Annotated in this window: 20 protein-coding genes and 1 other RNA gene; 5 read left to right on the top strand and 16 right to left on the bottom strand. The window is 53.8% G+C overall.

Translation table 11 applies throughout. The features are described from left to right. The first annotated feature begins 162 nt into the window (after positions 1-162). Positions 163-1,299 carry a coiled-coil domain-containing protein gene (locus MKY96_RS04700; protein ID WP_340938886.1) on the top strand — a complete coding sequence of 379 codons (1,137 nt, stop codon included), beginning with the start codon at positions 163-165 and terminating at the stop codon, positions 1,297-1,299. Here MKY96_RS04700 and MKY96_RS04695 read toward each other — a convergent pair. Then, the gene (locus MKY96_RS04695) at positions 1,291-2,523 is read right to left on the bottom strand and encodes an extracellular solute-binding protein (protein WP_340938885.1); all 1,233 of its coding nucleotides are present in this window, start codon (positions 2,521-2,523) and stop codon (positions 1,291-1,293) included. The genes MKY96_RS04700 and MKY96_RS04695 overlap by 9 nt on opposite strands. Positions 2,524-2,921: 398 nt before the next feature. After that, positions 2,922-4,253: a PhoH family protein gene (locus tag MKY96_RS04690; protein WP_036724299.1), complete on the bottom strand. Its 1,332-nt coding sequence runs from the start codon at positions 4,251-4,253 to the stop codon at positions 2,922-2,924. Between the two features lie 106 nt (positions 4,254-4,359). Here MKY96_RS04690 and MKY96_RS04685 point away from each other — a divergent pair, with 106 nt between their 5' ends. Then, positions 4,360-4,935, top strand: coding sequence for a YhcN/YlaJ family sporulation lipoprotein (locus MKY96_RS04685; protein ID WP_340938883.1), 576 nt, complete (start codon positions 4,360-4,362; stop codon positions 4,933-4,935). 34 nt (positions 4,936-4,969) lie between these two features. Here MKY96_RS04685 and MKY96_RS04680 read toward each other — a convergent pair whose 3' ends face one another. The 6 genes from MKY96_RS04680 to MKY96_RS04655 form a co-directional block, all read right to left on the bottom strand. Continuing rightward, positions 4,970-5,422, bottom strand: a complete 453-nt coding sequence (locus MKY96_RS04680) for a pyridoxamine 5'-phosphate oxidase family protein (RefSeq protein WP_036690242.1) — start codon at positions 5,420-5,422, stop codon at positions 4,970-4,972. A 100-nt stretch (positions 5,423-5,522) separates the two neighbouring features. After that, complete coding sequence (locus MKY96_RS04675) at positions 5,523-6,629, bottom strand: LCP family protein (RefSeq protein ID WP_445671415.1); 1,107 nt, start codon at positions 6,627-6,629, stop codon at positions 5,523-5,525. 87 nt (positions 6,630-6,716) lie between these two features. Continuing rightward, a complete protein-coding gene (locus MKY96_RS04670; RefSeq protein ID WP_340938881.1) occupies positions 6,717-7,013 on the bottom strand; it encodes a YlaH-like family protein in 297 nt (98 codons plus the stop codon). 151 nt (positions 7,014-7,164) lie between these two features. Further along, entirely contained in the window at positions 7,165-9,009 is a 1,845-nt protein-coding gene (typA, locus tag MKY96_RS04665) for a translational GTPase TypA (protein WP_036724305.1), read from the bottom strand. A gap of 255 nt (positions 9,010-9,264) precedes the next feature. Beyond that, positions 9,265-9,777 carry a hypothetical protein gene (locus MKY96_RS04660; protein WP_076075875.1) on the bottom strand — a complete coding sequence of 171 codons (513 nt, stop codon included), beginning with the start codon at positions 9,775-9,777 and terminating at the stop codon, positions 9,265-9,267. A gap of 210 nt (positions 9,778-9,987) precedes the next feature. Further along, positions 9,988-10,650: a TerC family protein gene (locus MKY96_RS04655; RefSeq protein ID WP_340938880.1), complete on the bottom strand. Its 663-nt coding sequence runs from the start codon at positions 10,648-10,650 to the stop codon at positions 9,988-9,990. A 182-nt stretch (positions 10,651-10,832) separates the two neighbouring features. Between MKY96_RS04655 and MKY96_RS04650 the strand changes: the two genes are divergently transcribed. Continuing rightward, on the top strand, positions 10,833-11,522 hold the full coding sequence (locus tag MKY96_RS04650) for a TerC family protein (protein WP_340938879.1): 690 nt from the start codon (positions 10,833-10,835) through the stop codon (positions 11,520-11,522). On the opposite strand, the gene thiI is transcribed toward MKY96_RS04650, so the two are convergent. The 6 genes from thiI to MKY96_RS04620 form a co-directional block, all read right to left on the bottom strand. Continuing rightward, positions 11,504-12,745 (bottom strand): tRNA uracil 4-sulfurtransferase ThiI, encoded by a 1,242-nt coding sequence (thiI, locus tag MKY96_RS04645; RefSeq protein WP_340944443.1) that lies wholly within the window; start codon positions 12,743-12,745, stop codon positions 11,504-11,506. The genes MKY96_RS04650 and thiI overlap by 19 nt on opposite strands. Before the next feature lie 57 nt (positions 12,746-12,802). After that, positions 12,803-13,954, bottom strand: a complete 1,152-nt coding sequence (locus MKY96_RS04640; RefSeq protein ID WP_340938878.1) for a cysteine desulfurase family protein — start codon at positions 13,952-13,954, stop codon at positions 12,803-12,805. 112 nt (positions 13,955-14,066) lie between these two features. Continuing rightward, complete coding sequence (locus MKY96_RS04635; protein ID WP_445671468.1) at positions 14,067-14,714, bottom strand: lytic transglycosylase domain-containing protein; 648 nt, start codon at positions 14,712-14,714, stop codon at positions 14,067-14,069. Positions 14,715-14,932: 218 nt separating this feature from the next. Beyond that, entirely contained in the window at positions 14,933-15,343 is a 411-nt protein-coding gene (locus MKY96_RS04630) for a hypothetical protein (protein WP_340938876.1), read from the bottom strand. 13 nt (positions 15,344-15,356) lie between these two features. Further along, entirely contained in the window at positions 15,357-15,572 is a 216-nt protein-coding gene (locus MKY96_RS04625; RefSeq protein WP_076075861.1) for a DUF1540 domain-containing protein, read from the bottom strand. A 150-nt stretch (positions 15,573-15,722) separates the two neighbouring features. Continuing rightward, positions 15,723-16,220 (bottom strand): YpuI family protein, encoded by a 498-nt coding sequence (locus MKY96_RS04620; protein ID WP_036724316.1) that lies wholly within the window; start codon positions 16,218-16,220, stop codon positions 15,723-15,725. A 284-nt stretch (positions 16,221-16,504) separates the two neighbouring features. Here MKY96_RS04620 and MKY96_RS04615 point away from each other — a divergent pair, with 284 nt between their 5' ends. Then, entirely contained in the window at positions 16,505-18,376 is a 1,872-nt protein-coding gene (locus tag MKY96_RS04615; RefSeq protein ID WP_340938875.1) for a S8 family peptidase, read from the top strand. Positions 18,377-18,393: 17 nt separating this feature from the next. On the opposite strand, the gene pdxR is transcribed toward MKY96_RS04615, so the two are convergent. Next, positions 18,394-19,827 carry a MocR-like pyridoxine biosynthesis transcription factor PdxR gene (pdxR, locus tag MKY96_RS04610; protein ID WP_340938874.1) on the bottom strand — a complete coding sequence of 478 codons (1,434 nt, stop codon included), beginning with the start codon at positions 19,825-19,827 and terminating at the stop codon, positions 18,394-18,396. 96 nt (positions 19,828-19,923) lie between these two features. On the opposite strand from pdxR, the gene MKY96_RS04605 reads away from it, so the two are divergent. Further along, entirely contained in the window at positions 19,924-21,138 is a 1,215-nt protein-coding gene (locus MKY96_RS04605; RefSeq protein WP_340938873.1) for an aminotransferase-like domain-containing protein, read from the top strand. 423 nt (positions 21,139-21,561) lie between these two features. On the opposite strand, the gene rnpB is transcribed toward MKY96_RS04605, so the two are convergent. Continuing rightward, positions 21,562-21,979, bottom strand: an RNA gene (gene rnpB, locus MKY96_RS04600) — RNase P RNA component class A. Between the last annotated feature and the right edge of the window lie 31 nt (positions 21,980-22,010).

Here is a 22,010-nt window from a genome sequence, read left to right as displayed (position 1 = left end):
AGAAATGAACGGATATGGCTTCTTGCTTTATGGGAGCATTTCCGTTCTTTTTGTTTGCAAAATTGTAGTTCGGGGAGACGCAAAACAGGGTATGATATTTTAACAGGCTGAAACATATGAATAGTACATACCTGTCTAACTCTGTTCAAGGTGGTGGTGCAAGTGTTATCCCGTAATACGGTTCGCCGGTTATTCGCAGCAATATTGATCCTCACCTGCATCGCTATGCCGCCGGCTTCTCCGGTCTATCTGTCCGCCGGTTCCGGGTCCCCTTCAGGAGTCAGCGCTCCGCCGCCCTCTATGCCGGATGATGAAGAGACCCGCAAGCTGCTGGAGCAGACGCTGTCCTCCGCAGAGCTTGAACGTGAGATTGCCCGGATTACTGCAGAACAACAGACGCTGGAGCACAAAGCCGCTGAGCTGGAGGAGCAAGCTGCTGCCAAGCAGAATAATATCGCAGATCAGCAGGAACGGGCAGGTGCTGTTGTGCGGGCCTATTATATGGGGGAACGGGATGGACTTCTTACCGCATTCCTCTCCGCCAAAAGCATCAGCAGGCTAATCGCTCTATTCGATTATTATGAGATTATTATGGGGCAAGACCGGAAGACGCTCACGGAATATGAGACGCAGTACAAGGATTTGAAAAGCACACTCACGGCCGCCCGGCGCAGCAGTCAGGAGCTGTCAGAGCTCAAAACGGCGCTCGAAGAGCAGCAGAAGCGTATGCTTGCCTTAGATAAGGAGATTGCAGGCGGGATTCAGGCCAGTACAGATCCTCAGAGTATGGAGCGGCTGCTGGAGGAGTTCAGTAAATATTGGGAGAATATCGGACTGCATGAGGTGCGGAAGTATTTCAAAGCGCTGGCTTCTGCGATGAAGCAGCTGCCGGAGTTCGTCCAGAGCCGGGATGGCGTGCTGGTGCGCAAGGGGATGACCTATAATCTGGCCCTTTCCGAAAAGGATCTGAATGAGTTCCTCGTAACCCAGAACCCGCTGTTCCAGGATTTCCGGTTTGCATTCAAGGACAATTCAGTCTCGGCAACGGGTAAAAGCGGGGGCTTGTCGCTGTCGCTGACCGGCCGCTATACCATACAGCAGGAGCCTGTCAACGGATTGATGTTCCATGTTGATCATGTGGTATTCAATGGCCTGGAGCTGCCGGATACCACCCGCCAGGCTCTGGAGGAAGAATTCGATCTCGGCTTCTATCCGGCGAAGATTGTCTCCTTCCTGCAGGCCACCGAGGTCTCAAGCTCGGACGGCATCCTGCATGTGAAGCTGTCCCTCTCATTCTAACGGAGGCTTTACCACCGCTTCATAAGCGGCAGCATTCAGCTTGCCGGTTAACAAACCAAGCGCCGCCTCCGCCTTCCGGTTCCACTCTGCCTCAGAGCCGGGACTGGGGGTGCTATCCTCAGCAAGGAACCATCCGGCTTCCATTGGCAGCTTCCCAATCTTGGGCTGAGCTGAGCGGTACAGCTCATCCAGTGCCGGCAGACGGTCCGTGTTCTCCAGCCATTCCAGCTGGGCCGTGCTTGAAGTGACGTAGGCGAGCCATTTGACCGCTGCTTCCGGACTGCCGGATTGTGCAGGAAGGGCAAAAAAACGGCTGTGAATACCCTCGTAGCTCGGTATACCCTCCTGCTTCTTCGGCATCTGCACCGCCAGCGTCGAATTCCCGTGCTTCTCCCACTCCGAGAGCGGCACAGCCGCCACCGCAAGCTTCCCATCCTGCAGCAGCTCCCAGATCTCCTTATTGAACCGGCTGGTCAGATACAAATAGCTGCGCGCCGCTTCTGTCCACTGAGCCTGCTCAAGGCTGGCGGAGCGCAAACTGCTGCCCATACTATGCAGTACGGCGGCATAGCCGTACGGATTCCGCGTATCCATAGCCAGCAGATAACGCTTCTTCTCCGGGTCCTCCTTCAGCCGGCCTAGCAGCATATTCCACTGCTCCAGGCTTGCAGGCACCTCCGCAAAACCCATTCCGGCGAGCCGCTCCGGCGAATACACAAGGACATAGGGATCGATATCCAGCGGCACTCCCCAGTTATATCCGTTCCACTGCATCTGCGGAATCAGCATCGTAAGCGGCGTGCTCCCGGGAACACTCTGGTAGATATCTACCGGCAGCAAATAGCCCCGGGTCGCCAGATCATAGATGCTGTGGCCGTCCAGCATCACAATATCCGGGCTTGTCCCAATGGTTAGTTCATCACGCACCTGTGCTCCCCCGTCTTCCGCCTCTACATTCTTAAGGATCACGTTGACTCCGCTGGTTAAAGTGTACTCTTTGCTGATCTGCTCCAGCACGCTGAACTCCTCCGTACTGAGCGAGACGCGGATCTGGAGGCTCTCGATTTCCCCTGCTTCCCCTGAAGGAGGACGCTCTGATTGGTCCAGCGGCTGTCTGGGCGGATAGCTTCTAGGATCCGTATTCAGCTCCATGCTGGGTGACAGGCTTGTCAGGGCCAGCAGCAGAACTGCAAACAGCAGCCAGTAATTTTTGCGTTTCAGCACATGCGCCCTCTCCTTCAGCGTTTCTTATTCCTCATTTTAGCAGAGATGCAGGCGCTTGTCTTGGGTTGTGAAACCGTTCTCTTTATATAGAAGGAAACGGCGGGATGGGAGCACCTAAGGAACATGGTAGCAAGTTGGCGGTAGCCGCACCTACGGTGAATATTTGGACTTCCGGCCGCTGTTGTATACAGATTACTTGATCCAAACCGCTGTTCGCGGTTGAAATCCGTATACAAAGGCGGACGCTCCCGCTCCTACAGTTCCAAAATTCCCCTCCGGTGCTGTCGCCTTATTGCTTCAGCTAACCACAGAAACTCCCTTCCCGCCGTAAGGGGGAGGGCATACAAAAGCCGGGAGTGGTTAGCTCCCGGCTTTTAATGGTAGTTGGTTTCAGAAGGTTACAGCAGATCGGCCGCCAATTGAGCCAGATGCGAACGCTCGCCCTTTTCCAGTGTAATATGTCCGCTGATGCCCTGCTGCTTGAACTTCTCAACGATATAACTGAGTCCGTTACTCGCCGCATCCAGATAAGGGTGGTCTATCTGCTCGGGGTCACCCATCAGGATCACCTTACTGCCCTCGCCGGCCCGGGAGACAATCGTCTTCACTTCGTGGCGGGACAGGTTCTGCGCCTCATCAATGATAATGAACTGCGACGGGATGGAGCGGCCGCGGATATAAGTCAACGCCTCAACCTGAATACTTCCCAGACCCATCAATATTTTATCGATATCCCCTGCCTTCTTGGTGTCGAACAGGAATTCGAGGTTATCATAAATCGGCTGCATCCATGGACGGAGCTTCTCATCCTTCTCTCCCGGCAGATAACCGATATCCTTACCCATCGGAACCACCGGGCGGGCAATCAGCAGCTTCTTGTATTTGTGCTCATCCTCTACCTTGAACAATCCGGCGGCGAGCGCCAGCAGCGTCTTGCCTGTTCCCGCCTTGCCCGTGATGGTCACCAGCGGAATGTCATCATTCAGCAGAAGCTCAAGCGCCATCCGCTGCTGCGCATTCCGGGCGCTAATGCCCCAGACCGCATCATTGCCCAGATAGAGCGGCTCCAGACGGGAAGCATCGCTGTTGACCTTCAGCAGCGCTGATTTGCCGCTGCCGATCTCATCCTTCAGAATGACGAATTCATGCGGATACAGCGGATAGGACAGCGCCAGCTGCTTCGTGGGCAGGAACCGGTGACTGTAATATTCATCAATCAGTGAAGGATGGGCCATCAGCGACTGGCAGCCGGAGTACAGCTCATTCAGATCGCCGGTGCGGTCGGACAGATAATCCTCCGGAGTTATGCCAAGCACATCCGCTTTGATGCGGACGAGAACATCTTTACTTACAAGCACCACAGGACTCGGGTCAGCCTTCTCGTTCTCCTCATGAAGATAATTGAGCGCGACAGCGAGTATCCGGTTGTCATTGGAGACTTCGCCGAACATCTCCTGTACCTTGACGAAGCTGCGGTGGTTAAGCTCCACCTTCAGCGTGCCTCCGTGGTCCAGTACCACCCCGCTGTGCAGGTGGCCCAGCTCCCGGAGTCCGTCTAACAGACGCGATACGGTGCGGGCGTTACGGCCGATTTCATCGGCATTACGCTTCTTGGAGTCGATTTCTTCCAGGACTACAGCAGGAATGACCACTTCATTCGCCTTGAAAGCAAAAATCGAATTGGGGTCGTGCAACAGCACGTTAGTGTCCAGTACGAATATCTTTTTCATGTTATCCCCTCCACAGCGCCTGGTTTGATTGATCATACATAACTCTTTTCAGCAAGGGCAAGATAAGGTAAATCACTAATTCTCAGGCTGAAAGGAGTACGCACATATGAGAAAATCAATGTGTCTGTTACTGGTACTGCTGCTGCTGACAAGCTGCGGTATCGCTAATAAAGAGACATCACCCTCTCCTCAGGATAAACAATCAGCTGGCACTTTAAACAGCCAGGGGAACCGCGGAGTGCGGACATTATCGGAAGATGGTACAGCCGTACAGGAGCCCACCCCGGACTCGGGACAGCCTTCAGAAGGCAAGCGCGACAGCGATGTGGCACTCAAGGATCATTTTGAACAATTAGCGCAAAGAGTCCCAGGTGTGGAAGGCGTCCACTGTGTCGTCATGAACAACCTTGCCGTGGTCGGCATTGATGTGGACGGCGCCCTTACCCGTTCGCGGGTCGGAAGCGTGAAATATTCGGTAGCTGAAGCGATCCGCAAGGACCCGAGGGGCGTAAGAGTCCTGGTTACTGCCGACATGGACCTCAGCAGCAGACTGGCCGAGATGGGCAAGCATATCTCCAAGGGCAACCCGGTCTCAGGCTTCGCCTCCGAGATGGCCGATATTATCGGCCGGATCATTCCGCAGCTGCCGGAGAATATAGAGCCGCAAGGCAACACCCGGTAGGAGCTAATTTCAAAAAAAGCCTAGTGATAGCACACTAGGCTTTTTGCATGGCGGCAAACACCTGTCCGTCCAGCTTCTCAGCCGCACGTGCATCGTATACCTTCGCATATTTCGGAGCAGATTCCAGGTGCGCACCATAGAACAGCGCATTGCGGACCGCTTCAATCTCAATATCAAAACAGCACATCTTAAACGGAACATCCGGCAGCGGGTCCAGCCGAACCGCAGCATGACCGTTAATGGCATGCACCGTCCCTTCACCAAACACGGTAATCGTTACCCTCGGGTTAACCTTCATGTTGTTCACTAGTCTGGAGCGGTGGTCCACAGCCAGCCGGACAATGGAAGGGCTCACAGCATAGATCCAGGAGATCGCAGTCGACGTAGGTCCGCCGGATTCTGCATCCACAGTGTTAAGAAGAACAAACGTCTCCGATTGCAGCATAGCTAGCAGAGTTTCATTGAGCTGAGCAACGGCTTCAGACATAGTTACAGGCCCCCTATGCAGCAAGAATACATTCAATTTATTATATTATAGCACAGGACGAAACTTGCATTCAATTTACAGATTGTACCCTGCCTGCTGCTCAAGGCTGGCCTGAGACCACTGCAGCGGACACTCCGGATATCCGGTCCCGAAGGCTTTTCTTGGCTGCGTCCAGCTCCTTATCGTTAATATATACATAGGGGCTGCGCCAGGTTCCGGTTACCGGTACATATTCGACATTCTCCTTGGAAATATCCCAATACGTAGCGATTAGGCTCTTAATCTGCGCATTCTCAATATCGCTCTCCAGATTATCGTCCACCGCATCCAGCACCCGGCCGATTTTGAGAACACCGCCCAGCGACTGCATCTGGGAGATCAATGAAGTCAGTACCTCGTTCTGGCGCTTATTGCGTTCAAAATCATCCGAAGGCTTCGTCGCCGGCTTGCAGTTGGACTTGCGGTAACGCACATAATCCAGCGCTTTATCTCCGTTTAGCTTGGCTTCGCCTTTTTTAAGATTAATATTGGTGCCGTCCACACTGTCCGTGTAACACATATTGGCACTGATATTAACATCTACGCCGCCGAACTCATCCACAATATCACGGAAGCCCTGGAAATCCAGCACGGTTGCGTAATCTACCTTAATGTCCAGATATTTGCCCATCATCTTCTTCATCTCATCCTCGGCCAGAGTCCCGGAGGTCTTCTCCTTGCTCTTGAAGCGGGAGTAAAAGGCATTGATCTTCGTCTTCTTGTACCCGCCAAGCTCGACATATGTATCGCGGGGTAATGAGACCACCGTAGCCGACTTGGTCTCCGGGTTCAAGGCCGCGACCATGATCACATCTGTCAGGTTGGACGGGTGCTTCGGACGGTTGTCCGTTCCAAGCAGCAGCATCGTCAGCGGCTTCTCCGAGGCGGATTGTCCTGCCGCAACCGGCTGGTCCACTCCGAATCCTCCGTGGTCCACCTTCCAGTACAAATATCCTGCGTAACCTACTGCTGCTATAACAGCAATCAGGAGAATGATGAGCAGCACTCTCATTAGCCGGGCGAAGAATCCGCGCTTTTTCGGTTTCCGCGCTTTTTTCTTTGCGTTTGAAGCTGAAGCAGCAGACCTCGGCTGCTGCCGGTTAGTAGGGGTGGTGCTTCCTTGCTGGCCGTTCCTTCTGGGTGGCAAATTGCCCTTGCTTGTATTCATAATCCATTTAGTTCCTTTTCATTCAACTGGAGTTGAAGCAGATCACTTCGTAATAACTTAGACGAGCCCTGTCATCAAAAGTTGCGCCTACTGCCGTTTTGCAGCCGCTGCAGCCTTGCGCTTCTGCCGGGCCTCCACCAGGTAGCGGACCCGCACAAGCAGCATCAGCCCCACCGCTACAAGCAGGCACTGGATGATCGGCAGCTTGTCATGCTGGAAGATAAGAAGCATGCCTGAGCCTGCCGCCATCATCACATACAGTACGATCTCTTTGCCGATCGGCAGCTTCTGATTGACGCGGAATACTTGGTTATACACATAAGTCAGTAAGATAAAAATGACAATGTAAGCGATAACTGGATGCTCAGCGAACCAGCTTTGCATAGCCCGTCACTCCTCCCGGATCATAAGTTACGCTTACATTATATCACCCGCAGCCGTTTTATACTGCTATTAATCCCTGCAATTTGAAAGATCCCCGCCTGTACAATGAGAAAAGCCGCCGGATTATTCCGGCGGCTTCATTGTTATCAGCTTACGCTTGGCTGGCTTGCGCCGCCTTACGCTGCTTCTCTACACGCTCGCGTTCGCCCTTATTCAGGATCTTTTTGCGCAGACGTACAGATTTAGGAGTGATTTCACAATATTCATCATCGTTCAAGTATTCAAGCGCGCCTTCCAAAGAGAAGGTACGTGGAGTCTTCATTTTTACAGTATCATCTTTGCCTGAGGTACGCATGTTGGTAAGTGCTTTTTCTTTACAAATGTTAACGATAATATCGTTATCACGGGTATGCTCACCTACAATCATACCTTCATAAATTTCTGTACCAGCATCCAGGAAGAGAATACCACGATCCTCAACACCCACGATTCCATATTGAGTTGTTGTGCCACTTTCACTTGCTACAAGCACACCCTGATGACGTCCGCCAACTTGGCCGCCAACCAGTGGAGCATAGCTATCAAAGGCATGGTTCATTACACCGTAGCCGCGTGTCAGCGTTAGGAAGTGTGTGTTGTAGCCGATCAGGCCGCGTGCCGGAATCAGGAATTCCAGACGGACTTGGCCGGTGCCGTGGTTGATCATGTTGACCATCTCGGCTTTACGGCTGCCCAGACTTTCCATAACGGAGCCCATGCTTTCTTCCGGAATGTCAATCATGAGGCGCTCAAGCGGCTCGGATCTGACACCATCGATATCTTTAATGATTACTTGTGGTTTAGACACTTGCATCTCATAACCTTCACGGCGCATATTCTCGATCAGAATACCAAGGTGAAGCTCACCGCGTCCAGAAACGATAAACGCATCAGGGCTATCCGTTTCATCCACACGCAAGCTCACATCCGTTTCCAGTTCTTTGAACAGACGCTCACGAAGCTTACGGGAAGTTACCCATTTACCTTCTTTACCGGCAAAAGGACTGTTATTCACAAGGAAAGTCATTTGCATCGTTGGCTCGTCAATCTTAAGAACAGGCAATGCTTCAGGGTGCTGCGGATCAGCAATCGTCTCACCGATGTTGATATCCTTGATACCGGCAATAGCCACGATGTCGCCTGCGCCGGCCTCTTCTGTCTCCACACGCTTCAGACCCTGGAAGCCGAACAGCTTCTCGATACGGGCAGTCTTGCTCTTGCCGTCACGCATAATGACTGTAACAGACTGGCCTTGCTTGATTACACCGCGGTTCACGCGGCCAATGGCGATACGGCCCAGGTATTCGTTGTAGTCCATCAGAGTGACCAGGAACTGCAGCGGTTCTTCAACCTTCTCGGTTGGAGCCGGGATATGCTCAACGATGGTTTCATAAAGGGATAGCATGGTCTCATCCTGCTTCTCAGCATTCATGCTCGATGTGCCGTTAAGCGCAGAAGCATAGACTACAGGGAATTCAAGCTGATCGTCACTGGCTTCAAGCTCAATGAACAAGTCCAGCACTTCATCAATTACTTCCTTCGGACGCGCAGCCGGACGGTCAATCTTGTTCACGACTACGATTGGGGTCAGGTGCTGTTCCAGCGCCTTGCGGAGTACGAATTTGGTCTGCGGCATGCAGCCTTCATAAGCGTCAACAACGAGCAGTACGCCGTCAACCATCTTCATGATCCGTTCTACTTCGCCGCCGAAGTCAGCGTGTCCAGGTGTATCTACGATGTTAATCAGGAACTCTTTATAAGTGATTGCTGTATTTTTAGCTAGGATTGTAATTCCACGTTCCCGTTCGATATCGTTAGAGTCCATGGCGCGTTCCTGAACGTGCTCGTGCGCGCTGAAAATCCCGGACTGCTGGAGAAGCTGATCGACGAGTGTTGTTTTACCATGGTCAACGTGGGCAATGATCGCAATGTTACGGATATCTTTTCTTGAATGCATGATTTGTATCCAAATCCTCTCATTTATCAAATTAAAACTGTTTAAATTCTTAGCATGTCACGGCAGTCTCACAAAAGAAGCGCCAGGCAGAAAGCCGACGCTCCAACATTCCTTAATTTTATAGTGAAAGTACTATGAAAAGCAAGTCTTTTTCTGAAAAAAAACGTTGCCAAGTCCGCTTAAATTTTCTAATTTTGCCTCATGTCCAGCTCAGCGGTCTTGAATTGTCCTATCAGGGTGTGTAGACGATCTGTTCTACCAGCCACCGTTCCACTTCTTGCGGCTTCCCGGTCTGCCTCTTCCCAGCATCAGCCACAGTCCCGCAGCAACCAGCACAGCGCCGAGCAGATAGAGCGCACCAGTACCCAGCAGGGTGAAGATAACCAGCACTACACTAAGCAATCCAAGGATCACAGCGGCTGTAGTTAACCCTCCGGTTCTGCCTGAAGCATACAGCGAATATTCGTACAGTCCCACTGCGATCCCCAGCAGAAGAACAGGCCATAAGTATCTCATGAGGTCCCAGCCCCAGGTATTGCATAAGCCGAAGAGCAAGCCATACACCGATAGTATGCCCGCAGGAATGAGTACAGATGCAGAAGCGCGGCGGGTGAAAAAGAGCACATGCAGGAACAGGCCCGGAACCAGAATGATGAGCGGCCATAAGGCCCGTCCCAGAAAACCGAACACCCCCAGCTTGCCCAGCAGAATCACGAGCCCGGCGGCGGCGATGAATACACCCAGTTTCATGTCATTTTTGGAAGACATCTTTCACCTATCCCTTCAAAATTTCGTGTCTTTTCACCGGTCGGAGCCCCTTCAGCAGGCAAATCCGGCGACAGGTTTCCCTTTATTTTAGCTGATAAACGCATAAAACACCATCATTCTTCACACATCCCGGCGGGGCATTCTCGAAAAAAAAGAAATAAGGCTGCACCAAAAGCCTTCCAGCTTTTGGTACAGCCTTATTATTGCCGGTTATCTGCCTGCAGATACTTTTCTGTGCTTCAGCATGCCCGTGACAACCACAATAATGCCCAGCAGCATCGGCAGCATGGCATGAAGCGTCGGCAGCAGGAACGAAATCACCGGGCCGAATTTGGCATCCTGCAGCAGCATGTTCCCGGCGGTATACGCCAGAATATAGGCGCCGATGAAGACCAGCACCGGGAAGCGGTGCAGCCAGCCCACGATAATGCCGCTCCCCCAGACGACAATGGGAATGCTGATCGCAATCCCGATCACGATCAGTGCCAGATCCCCTTTGGCAAGCCCGGCAATCGCCAGTACATTATCCAGGCTCATGATGAAGTCCGCCAGCAGGATGGTGCGTACCGACTTCCATACGCTGGGGCTTCCCTCAATTCTCAGCTCTTCCTCGTCCTCAAGCAGCAGCTTGAAGGAAATCCAGAGCAGCAGCATGGCCCCTCCGGCTTCGATATAGGGAATCTTGAGCAGCAGCACTGCGGCGAAGGTCAGGATACAGCGCAGCGCGACTGCTCCGGCGGCACCCCACCAGACTGCCAGCTTCCTGTGCTTCTCTGGCAGATTCTTGCTGGCCATCGCAATGACCATGGCATTGTCTCCGCTGAGCACCAGATTAATCATTAGAATTTCACCAAGCAGCAATAATGAATCCATCCACCTCAGCCTCCCTGAACTCCATGTATCTACATGTATGCCGGGGGGCGACAAGCTATGCATCTTGTCCCGCTATTTTAGAAACTGCGCATGTATGGCCGGATTGCAGCGTATATCTATAGTCTCCCGCCTGACTCGCAGCAGGGGATAGCAAGCCACCAAATCTATAGGAGTGACCCGGGATGAATACATCCGCTACGGATTTCATATTATCTCTGCTAAATATCGTGTTCCTCGATTTGATTCTGGCAGGCGACAATGCCATCGTCATCGGCCTGGCCGCGCGGAACCTGCAAGGACAACGGCAGAAGCAAGCGATTCTGCTTGGCACAGGCGGTGCGGTAATCCTGCGGATTATCGCCACGATTCTTGTGGTGTGGCTGCTTAAGATTCCATGGCTGCTGGCAATCGGCGGGCTGCTGCTGATCCTTATAGCTTACAAGCTGCTGTCCGGCGGCAGTGCAGAGACGGATATTCAGGCCGGCGGAACGCTGTGGGCGGCTGTTAGGACAATTGTGATCGCCGACGCAGCCATGGGACTGGACAACGTCATTGCTGTTGCCGGCGCAGCGAATCATAATATTACGCTAGTGGTGCTGGGACTGCTGATCAGTGTGCCTATTGTGGTCTGGGGAAGTACCCTGTTTATCCGGTTAATCAACCGATATCCATGGATTATCTATCTCGGGTCAGGCGTACTCGGCTTCACAGCCTCCAGTATGATTGCCGGTGAGAAGTTCATCGCCCCTTACTTCAAGACACATCCGCTGCTGCACGTTCTCTTCATCGCCGCAGTAATTGCCGGTATCCTGGCTGCGGGACACTGGAAGCGCCGCCGGACACACCTCGCTGTTCAGAACCACTCTTCCTGAAGTCCTGCCTGCGCAGGTACCAAGTCCTCCGGCTTCTCATTGCCATAAGGTGTAATGAGTACGGTCTCGGTTCCGGCAACCGCCGTATCGAGTAAGGCCTGATAGCCCGGCAGCGTCGCTTCAATCTTGTCTACAATCCGCAGATTCGGATTCGTCGTCGGCGATTTGGGCACGAACAGCGTACAGCAATCCTCGTATGGCAGGATGGACAAGTCATACGTACCGATGGTCTGCGAGAGCTCCACAATCTCACTCTTGTCCATCATCACCAGCGGACGCAGCAGCGGCAAAGCCGTTGCACGCCCGATTACATTCATACTTGGCAGGGTCTGGCTGGCCACCTGGCCCAGACTATCGCCGGTAATCAGCGCAAGCGCCCCCTCCTTCTCTGCAAGGGCGGTAGCAATCCGCAGCATAGCCCGGCGCATGAGTGTAATGATCAGATTATCCTGCCCGATCCCGGTAAAAGAGGTCTGCACCTCCGTGAACGGAACCAGATGCAGCTTAATTACACCGGCATAACGCGACAAGATACGCGTCAAATCTACAACCTTCTGGCGGGCAAGCTCGCTGGTATATGGATAGCTGTAAAAGTGGACGCACTCTACCTCCAGCCCCCTGCGCATCGATGACCAGCCCGCAACCGGACTGTCGATCCCGCCGGAGAGAAGCAGCATAGCCTTGCCGTTCGTTCCCAGCGGGAAGCCGCCGACTCCGGCAATATTCTCACAGAAAATAAGAGTATGCTCTTCACGAATCTCAATCTTCAGCTCCAGATCGGGAGACTTCACATCTACCAGCAGCCCCGGATATCCCTGCAGCAGCGGTGTAGCTATAAGCTTATTCATCTCTATAGAGCCGTAAGGGAAGCCCTTCCACACCCGGCGCGCACTAACCTTGAAGCTGGTTCCCGCCGCCGGAGCAAGAAGGTGGAGGAAGGTCCGGCTGGCCGCAAGAATATCCTCGAATTCCGGCCGGGAGACTTTCACCGGGCTAATTGAGGCGATCCCGAATACTTTTACGAGCGCCTCTGTTAATTCTCCTGCGGGTTCACCGTTCAATTCGACGTAGATCCGCCCGAATTCCCGGGTCAGCTTCGCATTGGGATACGGCTTCACCATCTCCTTCACATGCCGCAGTACGGTCTTCTCGAACCGGCTGCGGTTCTTTCCTTTGAGAATGAACTCCCCGAAGCGCAGCAGGAGCATATCGGCATAGTCCATGCTGCTTCCGTATCCGGCATTCTGTGCTCCGCTACCTGTCTCAGTTGTTGTCATTGGTTATTTCATGCCTCCTTCTGCAATCTTCAAGGATTGGACGGCTGCCAGCAGCGCCTGCTCCAGCCTGCTCACATCCTGCTGTGTGTGACTGTCCCCCAGGCTGATCCGTATGCCGCCAAGCGCAGCAGCGGTATCCCTGCCCATGGACAGCAGAATCCGGCTCGGCTCGGCTTGGCGCGAGGAACAAGCGGAGCGTGTGGCAACCGCCATCCCGAGCTCTTCCAGCCTGCGGGCCAAGACCTCCCCCTTCATGCCGGGGTAAGAGAAGTGAACAATATGCGGCGCCCCGTCCTCCCTGCTGTTCAGTACAAGCTCTGGTATCCCTGCTATATAATTCTCCAGCTGTGCCTTGAGCGGACGAATCCGGTCGCTGAAGGCCACCCGCTGTTCCCCGCTCATCCGCATGGCCTTGGCTGAAGCTACAATATTCGGCACATTCTCTGTCCCGGCGCGCTTGCCCTGTTCCTGAGAACCGCCAGTCAACAAGGGAAACAGCGTGACGCCTTCTCTGACATAGAGAATTCCCGTCCCGCGCGGCCCGCGTAATTTATGCGCGGACAGGCTGTACAGATCTGCCTGCCAGGCCTTCAGTGGAGCCTCAAGCTTCCCGTAGCCCTGCACGCCGTCTACATGGAAGAGCGTCCGGCGGTTCACCGCCTTGACCAGTTGTCCGATCTCACGCAGCGGCTGTACCGTGCCGATCTCATTATTCACATGCATCACACTCACCAGCACCGTATCCGGCCGGACCGCAGCGGCAATCCGCGAGGGTTCGATCACTCCCTGAGAGTCAGGTGGTACGAAGGTAACCTCCCAGCCCAGCTTCTGCAGCTGAAGACAGCTCTCGTAGACCGAAGGATGCTCCAGCTCCGTGGTCACAATATGCCGCCCTCTGCTCTGATACTGCAGCGCAGCTCCTTTGACCGCCAGATTGTTGCTCTCGGTAGCCCCCGAGGTGAATAGTATTTCCTGCGGCAACACATCAAGCGCAGCTGCGCACACCTCACGCGCACGCTTGATCAGCTTGTCCGCCTCTTCTCCCGCCCGGTGCAGGGAAGAGGGATTGGCGAAGTGCTTCCTCATCACCTGCTCCAGCGTCTGCACAACCTCCTCATAGGGAGGGGCAGCAGCGGCATAATCCCAATACAGCATATATCGGCGTTCTCCTTTGTTGATCAGAATTCATAACTGCTTATATGTTGCAAAAAGGATCAAACGGCCTGCCCCCAAAGAAGCAGAGTGCAGATTCCGTTTGATCCTTATATTATACCGCGAATTGCGCGCGGGCGCGTTCTATTTTGGCAATGTAGGCCTGAGTCTCCTTCGGAAGCCCGGAGAGGTTCGCCATAAGCTCAGCATCGGTGCTGACTCCAAGCTTGTTCACCCGGCCCGGTCCGGCATTATAGGCGGCCAGCGCCATCTTCTCCTGTCCGTCATACCGCTTAAGCTGGTACGAGAGGTATCTTACGCCGCCGTCAATGCTCTGGGCAGGATCGAAGGGATCAGAGACACCCAGTCCGTTAGCCGTTCCGTCCATTAACTGCATCAGTCCCTTGGCACCGGCAGAAGATACAACATTCGGATTGAAGGAGGATTCCGTATCAATAACCGCCTTGATCAGATCAACCGGAACGCCATATTTTGCGCTGGCAGTCTGAATCAGCTGTTCATAATCCGTCGGCACGGTCTGCGTTATTTCCCCGGAAATGCCGCTATTCGCTTCTGCTGCTTCCCCAAGCTGCTGCCACAGCAGATTATCCATCGAAGAGGTACCTGCAAGAGCAACGTATGTGCTTTTATTGCTGCTGTCAGTGGCTTGAGACGTCCCGGCTGCCTGCTGAAGCATTGCAGTGAACGCCGCTGCCGAGGCACCGGTCACTCCGGGGTTCGATTGGGTATCCTCACGCTTCATGCTTGAGCTTCTCAGGTCTACCCATTTCAACTGACCGCTTGGCGCAGCGGCATTGATTGACATGCATTCATTCCCTCTTTCACACGAAGTCTTATATTTGAACTTTACTATTTATTCACAGCAATTACTATATGCCTAAGCGAAAAAACAGACCTCAGACCTGCATAGTTAGGTCTGATAGCCTGTTTTGAAAATCGGATGTGCAGATTCAGCCGGCTCTAACGGGCAAAAGGAATTAAGACAAAATAGCTTAAAGTGGATACAATCCCCAGCCCCATCGACCAGGCCCCGGCTGATTTTTGTCCTCTGGCATAGGCATAATACCCCAGAACAGCGGCAATCGGCCCCAATATAATGGACCAGATGAATAAGGATACTACACCGAAGCCCAGGCCGATATAGCCGATACTCCTGTCCTCTCCCTCTCTTACGCGGCCTGTTGTCCGCTGAGCTTCGCCGCTCCGTTCCATAGTGCTCTGAAGCTGCGACGGGAGCGGACTGAGCTCGGCGGCATACTCCTCATTGTGGCTCCGGTCCCGGCGGGGGTAATCGACTCTGCTGCGCGGGCGCAGGATAACCTTTCTACGGGCGGAACGGTCCACTTTGGGTTCATCATTCGGATTATCCATAAGGGCCTCCTTCTCAGGCGTTCGGCTTGAACGTCAGACAACAGGTTGCGGACGAGGTTCCGGCATGATCATGATGATTACCCGCCGTCAGCTCCTCTGCGTATTCCTCCATATAACGGCTGCCTGCATGCTGATCGATCTCAATGACAATTTCCTCGGCACGGCACAGGTTCTGTTCTCCCCAAAAATGACAGTTGCTCACACTACACTTCACAAGCGGTTTTGTCATAATGATCACCTCGTCATGTATTATGCCCGCTGCGAATTCTGGATATGCGGCTAAGGGCTGCCTGAAGACGGCAAAAAGACCGCCCCAAGCAGCCCTATCGGCAGTTGGGACAGTCTTTTACAGAATTAAGATTATAGACGGGACAATGGATTACACCTGATTCTGCATCCGCTTCTCTGTCAAATAATCATTCTCATAATAAGTCAGATCATCACGCAATTCTTCATACACCTTGGTGATCTCCATAATGATGTCGCGTGCCGGACGCACAGGCTTTTTACGGAAACGAATCGCATCCTGCCCGGTATAAGCGTAACGTCCATCCTCCGAATAACTCTCATTTTTAGGATAGAAGAAGTTATTAACTCCTAGATGATATACATTATATAGCGCTTTTTGCGCGAAAGGTTCATCGAAGGTAGCGCGGCGCAGTGCAAGCCCAAGCTTCTCATAAGACATTTCCGAGAACACCAGCAGATGGCGGAGATCCGACAAGAACCCCCGATAGAAATGCAGCGTTTCTTCATCCTCTTCGGTAACAAGCTGCGGAAGTGCATGCTCATTCAGGAACAGTTCCATTTTGTCGATAACGGATTTAAGCTTCTCTCTCGTGGATTCACACAATTTCTGCACACTTACTGCTGACATGGCGGTTGCTCCCCCTTATTGTACCTTGCATTAGTAGTTGTTAATGACACTTAGACATTGCAGTTGTACTCTCTTGATAGTATCACAAAATCTCGTAAGCCTCCACCGTACTGATACCGGAGAAGAATCCTTCTTCTGAAAAGAACATTACAAGCCTCGGAAGGCGCTTTCTTTTTGATATTAACATAAAACCAAGGACGGCGGTAGCCTTTTCGTAAGATGTATAAAACAGGCTCTTGCTCCGAACCCTAACCGGTATATGAAAACAGGAAGGAGCGGAAATCATGTCACGTAAAAATTTTACCGTCGCCGGTGTAGTCACTGCCGCGCTGACCGTACTGCTGCTCACCTTCGCCCTGCGTCCGGAAGGCAGCGGCGGTACCCTCCGGCAAGCGTCTGTGCCTAATCCCGCTCAGGAAAAAGTGATCAAGAAAACCACCCTTGTGCAGGATGTAACGGCCACTGACAAGCTGAACCGCATCGATGTAAACAGACATCTGAGCACCCTGCTGGCCGATATGCATCACGCTTCGCCTGAAGCTATCTCAGCATATGCACAGAGCCTTCAGGAGGGGCACGGGCATATTACCATGCTGATGCTGGTGGATTTCAACACCCGTAAGACAACCACCTTCAAATCTTCACTGCCGGAAGGAACCGACCAGGAGAATAAGCAGCTGCTTCATTATCTGAACACGGCCAAAGCTGCGATCAAAGGCCACCAGTCCTATGAATCCCCTTCGTTCATCATCGGCGACAAAAAATACTATTTCGTGGCCCAGCGTAACCGGGAGGGCCAAATCGCTGTCATCGCTCTGATTAACCAGAAGATTCTGGACCGCGTCGCGCTGCATCAGCTCAAGAATCTGCGGCTCATCCCATACCCGAAGGAAGGCAAGTACCGGGTGGAATCCGTCCACGCCGATACCTTGAAGGACATCACGGTCAAGACCGGACATGACAATGAGAATGCCAGCCATTACTACGAGAATGAGATTGTCGTCCGCTTCCCGAACGGGCATCCCACGGCGGCACAGCTTCAGACCATCGCCGCCGATATCCGCTGCAAGGAGCCTCGCAAGCTGGGGTATGCTTATATTTTCCGGTCGGATAAGATGAGTTACTCTCAGCTCAAGACCTACTTCGCCAATAAGTGGCATCCGCTGTACGCAGAGCCTCACTATATGTACTTAACCAATGATGCGGTCAGCGAAAATACGGGAGCGAATGTAATTACGCCCAATGACCTGCTCTTCTCCACTTACCAGTGGAATCTGCCGGCAATTGAAACCCCGCAGGGCTGGAACCTGTCCAAGGGCAGCAAGGAGATCGTAATCGCCGTTGTGGATACCGGTGTTCAAGCGAACCACCCGGATCTGAAGGGGCAGCTGCTTAAGGGGTACAATGCGATTACCAGCGGCAGTACGCCGGATGACGATGTCGGACATGGCACTCATGTGGCCGGCATCATCGGAGCGTTAACCAATAATGAAGAAGGGGTCGCCGGCATTAGCTGGTATAACAAGATCCTTCCGGTAAAAGCGCTGGATAATGCCGGGGCGGGCACCACCTATTCGGTGGCCGAAGGCATTATCTGGGCGGCAGATCAGGGGGCTAAGGTGATTAATCTCAGCCTGGGCAACTATGCCGACTCGCAGTTTCTGCATGATGCGATTAAGTATGCCTATGACCGGGATGTAGTGATTGTCTCCGCTTCCGGCAATGACAATACGGAACGGCCGGGATACCCCGCAGCCTATGAAGAGGTGATTGCAGTCGCCGCAACGAATGCGGCAGGAGAGCGTGCTTCCTTCTCTAATTACGGGGATTACATCGATGTGGCTGCACCCGGGGAGAGCATTGCCAGCACCTATCCCGATAATCAGTATGCCGCGTTATCCGGCACCTCGATGGCCAGTCCCCATGTAGCGGCGCTGGCCGGACTGGTGCGCTCCTTGAATCCTGCACTGACGAACAAGGAAGTGACCGCGCTCTTGACCTCTAATGCCATCGATCTGGGCACCGCCGGCCATGATAAATATTACGGCTGGGGCCAGGTGGATATCTACCGTACCCTGCAGGCCGCAGGAGGAGGCCAGGTTCCGCTCCAGCTGTTCCCGCAGCAGGTCGGCAAACAGCTCGATTCCATACAATAAGCTGCGGCCGTTAGCTGTTAAGAGCGCAGATGCCGTTCCAGCAGCAGCAGGAACCGGCGGAGTCCGCGCTCCATCCCCTCCTGCGTCAGCTGCGAATAGCTCAGCCGGATATGCCTGGAGGGTATATCCCCGGCATAGCAGACATCGCCCGGGAGGAAGGATATCCCTTCCTGCTCGGCCAGAGCATGCAGCTTCGTAGTCCCGGGGGATTCCGGCAGCTGCAGCCACAGATTCAGCCCGCCCCCCGGCAGCTGCCAGGTTACCCCGGCCGGAGCATACTGCTTCAGCAGCTTCGCTGCCGCCTCCATGCGGACACGCAGCGCTGACCGCAGCTTCGCTGCGTACCCGTCATACTGGCGCTCGATGAAGGGCAGCACTGCCCTCTGGGTCAGCAGCGGACTGCCGAGATCACTGGCAGACTTGGCGGCGATTAGCCTGGAGAGGATATTGCCCTCAGCGGCCACACAGGCGATCCGGCAGCCGGGGGCGAGGACTTTGCTGAAGCTCTTCATGTAGACTACATGCCCGGCGGTATCCAGCGATTTAATGGACGCCGGGGGCGGCTGATGGAAGTACAGGTCACTGAACGGATCATCCTCCACAATGAGACAGCGGTAGCTGCGGGCAAGCTCCAGCAGACGCTGTCTTCTTGGCATGCTCAGCGTGACCCCGCTCGGATTCTGGAAGGTCGGATTGGTGTAGATGAGCTTAGGCGGCCTCCGGTCACACATCGCTGTAAGCCGGTCCACCCGCATGCCCTCCCCGTCCATTGGAACGAAGATCATCTCAGCCCCCCGCCCGGCAAAAACATCAATCGCCCCCGTATAGCTGGGCGCCTCCAGATACACCGTATCCCCCGGACCGACAAAGGTCCGGGCGACCAGATCGATCCCCTGCTGTGCGCCGCTTGTGATCATCAGATCACCGGAGCTAAGCTGTATTCCCCGGCTCTGCAAATGCTTGCGCATTACCTCGCGCAGCTCCGGGTCACCCTGAAAATTACCATAGGTGGCCATCAGCTCAGGCTGCTCCTTCACAAGTGCAGCCATAGTCATGCCAATTGGCCCGAGCGGAAGCAGACTGCTGTGAATGGAGGCCAGATGAAAGGGATAGTCCACCTCAGAATAATCGAAGTTACGCCACAGCTGGGCCCGTGGCAGATAGTCATCATATCCGTCCTGCCACCTTACCTCTGCACCTTGCCTGTTCCGCTCCCATTCTGCCACATAGCAGCCTTTACCCTGGCTGCACAGAATATGACCGCGCTGCTCCAGGTCAGCATAAGCCTTGCTTACCGTCACCTGGCTCACCTTCAAGGAGGATGACAGACCTCTAACGGACGGCAGCCGCGTGCCCGGCTGGAGCAGCCCCGAGGTGATCCGCTGCGCGATCGTCTCACTGATCTGCCGGGGCAGCGATTTGTCGCCGCTGCGGAGTAAATCAATATGCATGGCCTGCCTCCTCTTAACTGTTATATTTACCGCTTTACTGTTATACCGCTATACCGTTATGATACTACAAAATTCAGAATAGCAGGGAGCATGAATATGAAGATCAACTATGCGGACATGACGAACCACCTGGGGTCCTCCGCAGTCCGCGATATCCTTAAGATCACACAGGGCAAGGACATTATCTCGCTTGCCGGCGGGCTGCCTGCCGAGGAGCTGTTTCCGGCAGAGGTGATCCGGGAGGCTTACAGCCGCGTGCTGACAGGCGAGCCTTCTGCGCTGCAATACGGACTGACAGAAGGCTATCTTCCGCTGCGTGAACAGATCGCCGCCAGACTGGGGCAACAGGGCATCCCTGTCTCCTCCGATGAAATGATCCTCACTACCGGCTCCCAGCAGGCCATAGATCTGCTCTGCAGAATTCTGCTCGATCCGGGAGACACTGTACTCGTAGAGGCACCGACCTATCTGGCCGCCTTGCAGGTACTGGGTTCTTACCGTGCAGACATCCAGGTTGTGAAGAGCGATGAAGAAGGGCTGCTGCCGGAGCATCTCGAAGAGCAGCTTCGGGTACACCGCCCTAAGCTCTTGTACGCCGTTCCCACCTTCAACAACCCTTCTGGCGCAACCTGGAGTAAAGTACGCCGTGAACAAGTGGTGGAGCTATGCCGGAAATACGGTGTGCTGATGCTGGAGGATAATCCTTACGGAGAGATTAGATTCGATGAATCTCCGGGAGCCTATACGCCGACCCTCACAGCCATCGACAGGAATCTGGGCGGTGATCCCTGCGTGGTGTATACAGGTACTTTCTCCAAGATCGTAGCTCCGGGACTGCGCACCGGCTGGATCGTTGGCCCTGCTGAATTGGTCAAGATGATCGCCAGAGCCAAGCAAGCCGCCGATTTGCACTCCAGCACCATCGATCAGCGCGCCCTGCATGAGCTGCTGCGCACCTTCGATCTTGAAGGCCATATCCGGCTGGTCTCCCGGGAATACAAGTCACGGATGCAGCTGCTATCAGCAGAGCTGGCTTCACAGAACTGGCAGGATACCTCCTTCCTGGAGCCGCGCGGCGGCATGTTCCTGTGGCTGAGCCTGCCTGCCCGGATTCATACCGCCGAGCTGCTGCCGCTTGCCGTGGAGCAGGGCGTTGCCTTCGTTCCGGGCGAAGTTTTCTATTCGGAGCAGCCCATGAAGAATACGATGCGCCTGAATTTCACCCATACCCGGCCGGAGCTGCTGCCGCTCGCTGTGCAGCGCTTGTCCACTGCGCTGTCCCGGTATGAGGAGCGTCTGTTGCCGTTGTAACGGAATCTGCTTAAGGAACATGGGAACATCCTCTCTGGCGGCGTCTGCGATATGGCTTTTTCGCAGACGCCGTCTTGTGCAGGAACTCCACCTTCAAAACCCTCATTTGTAACGCTATGTGGACTGAGAAGACGTTATTTTGCTAAAAATAAACCTTTTCTACTCCTTACGGACTGAGGGGCCGCTATTGGGTCGCTAGGAACGCAAAAGGAAGCAAAATTTGTTTGTTAAGGGCCACTGAGTCCGCATAGCTTACAAAATAGGCTCATTGCCCGAATTAACGGCTTTTGAGTCCGCGAGTGAAGAGGCTGAGGTATATGATATGGACTTATGACAAAAAGGCGGCCCCCGAAGGAGACCGCCGTCTTATTGTCTGTATGTGTCATAATTAATTACTGCACTGTGCTTATAAAAGTTGTCAGTTAGGAAAGTTTGCCGTAAGCCGGGTTCTGTGCTCGTTGTGGTTCAGACGGGAACTACCCTCCCACCATAAGCGACAATCATCTATCTAGGCCATACATTACTGCACAGCTCCAGCGACCAACCTAGACACGCCTCAGGCGAAGGCTGCGGCTTCCGGTTAGGGAAGCGGCTGCGTCTCATTAGGTCTTGCTCCAGATGGGGTTTACCAGGAACGAAGTCACCAGCGTTCCTCGGGGTCTCTTACACCTCGGTTCCATCCTTGCCTGTGCCGCCCGAAAGCGGCCATCGGCGGTCCATTTCTGTGGCACTATCCTTCGGCTCGCGCCGACTGGACGTTATCCAGCACCCTGCCTTGTGGAGCCCGGACTTTCCTCCCGCATACGCTCTCACGCATACCGGCGATTGTCTGTCAAACTTTCCGAAACAACATTGTATATTATACAGATATG

This window comes from Paenibacillus sp. FSL R7-0302, assembly GCF_038006885.1.
Classification (GTDB): domain Bacteria; phylum Bacillota; class Bacilli; order Paenibacillales; family Paenibacillaceae; genus Paenibacillus_AQ.
This window is presented reverse-complemented; position numbering and strand designations above follow the sequence as displayed.